Genomic DNA, 5,043 nt, shown 5'->3' with positions numbered 1-5,043 from the left:
CGCCCGCACCGCCCGCGCCCAACAAGGTCGCCGCCGCGGTCGAGTCCATCAAGGATTCGCCCGCTGCGGCGAGCCTGGGCCGGCTCCGGCGGCGCGGCGGCGGCAAGTGGATCATGCTCACGATCGTGGTGCTGAGCCTTGCGGTGGCGCTCGTGTATCCGCTGCGGCAGTACCTGGCGCAACGCGACGAGGTCGACCGACTGCGCAAGAGCACCAGCGAGCAGCGCGCCGAGACCGAGCGCATGCGCAAGGAGCTGGAGCGCTGGAACGATCCGGCCTACGTGCGCCAACAGGCCCGTGAACGGCTGCACTTCGTCTTTCCCGGTGATACCGCGTATCAGGTGGTCCCGCCGGGGCAACCCGGCAACGCCGCGCCGCCGGCGCCTGCCCGAGCCGGCTCGCCGTCGCTGTACGACAACCTGTGGGACTCGACGCGCGACGCGGACAAGGTGACCAAGCCGTCCGCGAGCCCGTCGGCCTTGCCGACGCCGACCTCCACACCGGCGGCGTCGATCGGCTAGTCCGCAGGAGCCGGTGAAAGGAACCGGAGACAAGGGCCCAGTGACAAGGACCCGGTGAAAGGGCCCGGTGAAAGTGGCCCCGTCACAACGAACGCCGTCCCACAACGATCGCCGAACGGATCGCCCCCCGGTCCGAGCCGCCCAGCGAATCAGGAAATACTTCCCTCCATGGATCAGCAGGACATCGACGCCGTCAAGGCGCAGCTCGGCCGTACCCCGCGTGGCCTGCGGGGCGTCGCACACCGTTGCCCGTGCGGGCTGCCCGACGTCGTGGAGACCGCCCCGCGCCTGGAGGACGGCAGCCCCTTCCCGACGCTGTACTACCTCACGTGTCCCAAGGCCGCGTCGGCGATCGGCACGCTGGAGGCCAACAACGTCATGCGCGAGATGAACGAGCGGCTCGGCACCGACGAGGACCTGGCCGCGCGCTACGCCGCCGCGCACGACGACTACATCGCGCGCCGCGACGCGATCGAGGTGCTGGAGGGCTTCCCGTCGGCGGGCGGTATGCCCGACCGGGTCAAGTGCCTGCACGTCCTGGCCGGCCACGCGCTCGCGGCGGGCCGCGGCGTGAACCCGCTGGGCGACGAGACGCTGGACGCGCTGCCCGAGTGGTGGGCCAAGGGCCCGTGCGTCTGCGTGGGCGGCCCGGCCGAGGCTTCGGCTACCGAGGCTTCGGCTACCGAGGACGCGACGCCGGCCACGCCGGCTCAGGAGGGCGAGACCCGATGACCCGACGCGTCGCCGCGATCGACTGCGGCACCAACTCCATCCGCCTGTTGGTCGCCGAGATCGATCCCGCGACCGGGACGCTCGTCGACCTGGATCGTCGGATGCGGATCGTCCGGCTCGGGCAGGGCGTGGACAAGACCGGCCGGCTGGCCCCGGAGGCGCTGGAGCGTACGTTCGGCGCGTGCCGCGAGTACGCCATGGCGATCACCGAACTCGGCGCCGAGCGGGTGCGTTTCGTGGCCACGAGCGCGAGCCGCGACGCGGAGAACCGGGACGTCTTCCGGGACGGCGTGCGCGAGATCCTCGGCGTCGAACCCGAGGTGATCACGGGCGACGAGGAGGCCGCGCTGTCCTTCGCGGGCGCCACTCGCGAACTGGCCGGCACCGACGGTCTCGCGACCCCGTACCTGGTGGTCGACATCGGCGGCGGCTCCACCGAGTTCGTGCTCGGCACCGATCGGCCCGAGGCCGCGCGATCGGTGGACATCGGCTGCGTCCGGATGACCGAGCGGCACCTGCGGTCCGACCCGCCCACCGCCGCGCAGATCGCCGCCGCGACGGCCGACGTCGAGGCCGCGATCGCGCTCGCGGCCGACGTGGTCCCGATGGACCGCGCACGCACACTGGTCGGCCTCGCCGGCTCGGTCACCACCGTGGCCGCCATCGCGCTCGACCTCGACGACTACGACTCGACCGCGATCCACCACGCGCGACTGACCCTCGACCAGGTCCGCACCGTGACCGCGAGCCTGCTCGCGAGCACCCACGACGAGCGAGCCCTGGTCCCGGTGATCCACCCCGGGCGAGTGGACGTCATCGGCGCGGGAGCGCTGGTCCTGCGCACGATCATGGAACGCACCGGCCTGACCGAGGTCGTGGTGAGCGAACACGACATCCTGGACGGGATCGCCTGGAGCTGCGCGACCGACGACGAGTGACGCCTCGAAGCGGCGGCACGAGTCGGCACGGATTCCACCGCGCTGGGTCGACCCCGGTGCTCAGAGGTTGCGGTGGATGTCGCGACGGTTGCCGACCTTGACGACGAGGACGATCGACTCGCCGTCTTCGACCTGGTAGACGACCCGGTGGTCGCCGACCCGAAGCCGGTACAGGCCAGAGAGGCCGGTGAGTTTCTTGATGTCGGCGTCCTCGCGATACGGGTCGTCGCCGAGTGCGGTCAGCGCAGCCAGGATTCGCATGGCCGCAGGTCGGTCGAGGGCTCGAAACCGGCGCTGCGCCGCAGTGGTGAACCGGAACGCGTACTTCACGTGGCGCCTTCGGCTCGTTCGTCGAACAGGTCCGCCGGCAACTCGGCCATCGTCACGATAGGGCCGCCCTCGGCCAGGACTGCCTCCGCCGCACGCGCGAGCAAAGCGTCGGCCGCTTCTTCGAGGGCGTCGAAGTCCGCGATCGGTACAAGCGCGGCCACTGGCTTCCCGTTGCGCGTGATCACCGTCGAAGTGCCCTGTTCGGCATGGTTGATGTGATCCGCAAGGTGCGCGCGTGCTTCGCGTATGGTCACAACGCTCTCGGTCATGCCCGAGCGTACGCACGATTGTGTACACGTCGTCGAGACTCGGGGCGGCCGAAGTTTCTCGTCGGCCTTCGTTTCGCGGTACGTGGAACGTCGCCCGAGCCCTCGCATGTGTCGACCTGGGGCCGCGAGCTCATGTCCAACGTTCGGACACGAGGAAAAGTTTGTGAATCCCTTCACATGGCCGACCGGGTAAAGGTTGGTCATCCGGGTGCCTTTTCCCTCCGACGAACCGGTCGGAGCGGGGCCACGCCTTCGAAAACGGCGCCTTTCGGGGCTCCGAGGCGGAGATCACGTTGCGCCGTACCCAGGCCCTTCGGGCAGGATCGACGCAGGTCATCGCGATAGGACCACGGTGCGGGGTGGTCGAGTGGATCTTCCTCACCCTCGCATCGTGCACAAATGCACAAGCAAAAGGACGAAGGGTACCAGACGTGCCCTTCGGTACTGCGCGCGGCCTCAGCACACCCGCGTCCGGGACCGGTGGATACTTCCAAACATGAGCAACACGGATCGCCCTCGCATCCTCGTCGTCGGCGGCGGCTACGTTGGTCTCTACGCCGCCCAGCGCATCCTCAAGAAGATGCGCTACGGCGAAGCGACCGTCACGGTCGTGGACCCGCGGTCGTACATGACCTACCAGCCCTTCCTCCCGGAAGCGGCAGCCGGCAGCATCTCACCGCGCCACGTCGTGGTGCCGCTGCGTCGTGTCCTGCCCAAGGCCGAGATCGTCAACGGCCGCGTCACCTCGGTGGACCACGACCGCAAGGTTGCCCTCGTCGAGCCTCTCGCGGGTGACTCGTACGAGCTCGGCTTCGACTACATCGTCATCGCGCTCGGCTCGATATCGCGGACGTTCCCGATTCCCGGGCTCGCCGAGAACGGCATCGGTCTCAAGACCATCGAAGAGGCCATCGCCCTGCGCAACCACGTGCTCGGGCAGCTCGACCTGGCCGACTCGACCACCGACAAGGAGATCCGCCGCAAGGCGTTGACCTTCTGCTTCGTCGGCGGCGGCTTCGCCGGGATCGAGGCGCTGGCCGAGGTCGAGGACATGGCGCGCGACGCGGTGCGCTACTACAAGAACCTCAAGCGCGAGGACATGCGCTTCGTGATGGTGGAGGCGGCCAACCGCATCCTCCCCGAGGTCGGCCCCGAACTCGGCGCCTGGACGCTGGAGAAGCTCAAGGAACGGGACATCGAGTTCCACCTGGAGACCTCGCTCAAGTCCTGCGTCGACAAGCACTGCGTGCTGTCCAACGACGTCGAGTTCGACGCCTCCACGATCCTGTGGACCGCGGGCGTCAAGCCGAACCCGGTGCTCGCCCACTACGGCCTCCCGCTCGGCCCGCGTGGCCACGTCGACACCCGCACCACCCTCCAGGTGGTCGGCATGGACAACGTGTTCTCCGCCGGCGACAACGCGCAGGTGCCCGACCTCGCCGCCGGCGAGGGTGCCTGGTGCCCGCCGAACGCGCAGCACGCCGTACGGCAGGCCCGCGTCCTGGGCGACAACGTCGTCTCGGTGATGCGCGGCTTCCCGCCGAAGGAGTACAAGCACAAGAACCTCGGCGCCGTCGCGGGCCTCGGCCTGCACAAGGGTGTCGCGGTGATGTTCGGCAAGTTCAAGCTCAAGGGTCTGGCGGCCTGGCTGTTCCACCGCACCTACCACGGAGCGATGGTGCCGACCTTCAACCGCAAGGCGCGCGTGTTCGCCGACTGGACGCTCTCCGCGTTCTTCCGGCGCGAGATCGTCTCGCTCGGTGCCATGGAGCACCCGCGCGACGAGTTCGCCGAGGCCGCGCTGCCGGCTCCGGCCGCACCCGCTCCGGCGGCCAAGGCTTCCTAGCCGGCCGGCCCGGCCCCCATCGGCCCGCCCGGCCGAGTCGACGTCGTGAGAAGGCCCCGTACGCACACCGCGTACGGGGCCTTCTCGCGTTCTCGTTTCCGGTCGGTTCGTCGACGCGGGCGATTGTGGACGTCCCCCGCCCAGGTGCTGCAAACCGGCCGAACAGCCCAACCACGAGCCATTCGGACGCCTTGCGTCGGGCCGCCATTCGAGGTCTTCGACACCCGCGGGACCGGCTCGAAGAGACGTCCGAAAGAGGGGGCGTACAGGGTGCTCTCAGGCCGCTACGCTCAGCATCGCCCCCGGATGGTGGAACGCAGACACGAGGAGCTTAAACCTCCTTGGCCGTAAGGCCGTGCGGGTTCGAGTCCCGCTCCGGGGACCACATGATCATGGCTCTGACCTGC

The 5,043-nt window shown here is 69.3% G+C and carries 6 protein-coding genes and 1 tRNA gene; 5 read left to right on the top strand and 2 right to left on the bottom strand.

Annotated features, from left to right (window positions below; translation table 11 throughout):
• The 3 genes from GT354_RS28800 to GT354_RS28790 all read left to right on the top strand — a co-directional run.
• The coding region (locus GT354_RS28800) for a septum formation initiator family protein (protein WP_161359300.1) at positions 1 to 521 on the top strand (521 nt) is incomplete at its 5' end.
• A 168-nt stretch (positions 522 to 689) separates the two neighbouring features.
• Positions 690 to 1,253 carry a DUF501 domain-containing protein gene (locus GT354_RS28795; protein ID WP_237535554.1) on the top strand — a complete coding sequence of 188 codons (564 nt, stop codon included), beginning with the start codon at positions 690 to 692 and terminating at the stop codon, positions 1,251 to 1,253.
• Positions 1,250 to 2,191: a Ppx/GppA phosphatase family protein gene (locus tag GT354_RS28790; protein WP_161359299.1), complete on the top strand. Its 942-nt coding sequence runs from the start codon at positions 1,250 to 1,252 to the stop codon at positions 2,189 to 2,191. Before GT354_RS28795 ends, GT354_RS28790 begins: the two co-directional genes overlap by 4 nt.
• 60 nt (positions 2,192 to 2,251) lie before the next feature.
• Here GT354_RS28790 and GT354_RS28785 read toward each other — a convergent pair whose 3' ends face one another.
• Both GT354_RS28785 and GT354_RS28780 read right to left on the bottom strand, forming a co-directional pair.
• A complete protein-coding gene (locus GT354_RS28785; RefSeq protein WP_161359298.1) occupies positions 2,252 to 2,521 on the bottom strand; it encodes a type II toxin-antitoxin system RelE/ParE family toxin in 270 nt (89 codons plus the stop codon).
• On the bottom strand, positions 2,518 to 2,790 hold the full coding sequence (locus tag GT354_RS28780; protein WP_161359297.1) for a type II toxin-antitoxin system Phd/YefM family antitoxin: 273 nt from the start codon (positions 2,788 to 2,790) through the stop codon (positions 2,518 to 2,520). Before GT354_RS28780 ends, GT354_RS28785 begins: the two co-directional genes overlap by 4 nt.
• A 496-nt stretch (positions 2,791 to 3,286) precedes the next feature.
• On the opposite strand from GT354_RS28780, the gene GT354_RS28775 reads away from it, so the two are divergent.
• Both GT354_RS28775 and GT354_RS28770 read left to right on the top strand, forming a co-directional pair.
• Positions 3,287 to 4,636: an NAD(P)/FAD-dependent oxidoreductase gene (locus GT354_RS28775; RefSeq protein WP_161359296.1), complete on the top strand. Its 1,350-nt coding sequence runs from the start codon at positions 3,287 to 3,289 to the stop codon at positions 4,634 to 4,636.
• A 300-nt stretch (positions 4,637 to 4,936) separates the two neighbouring features.
• Positions 4,937 to 5,021, top strand: a tRNA-Leu gene (locus tag GT354_RS28770).
• Positions 5,022 to 5,043: the final 22 nt, after the last annotated feature.

Origin of the sequence: Streptomyces sp. SID3343, from assembly GCF_009865215.1 — a bacterium.
GTDB lineage: Bacteria > Actinomycetota > Actinomycetes > Streptomycetales > Streptomycetaceae > Embleya.
Note: the sequence above shows the minus strand (reverse complement) of the source record. Positions and strands in the feature narration are given on the sequence as shown.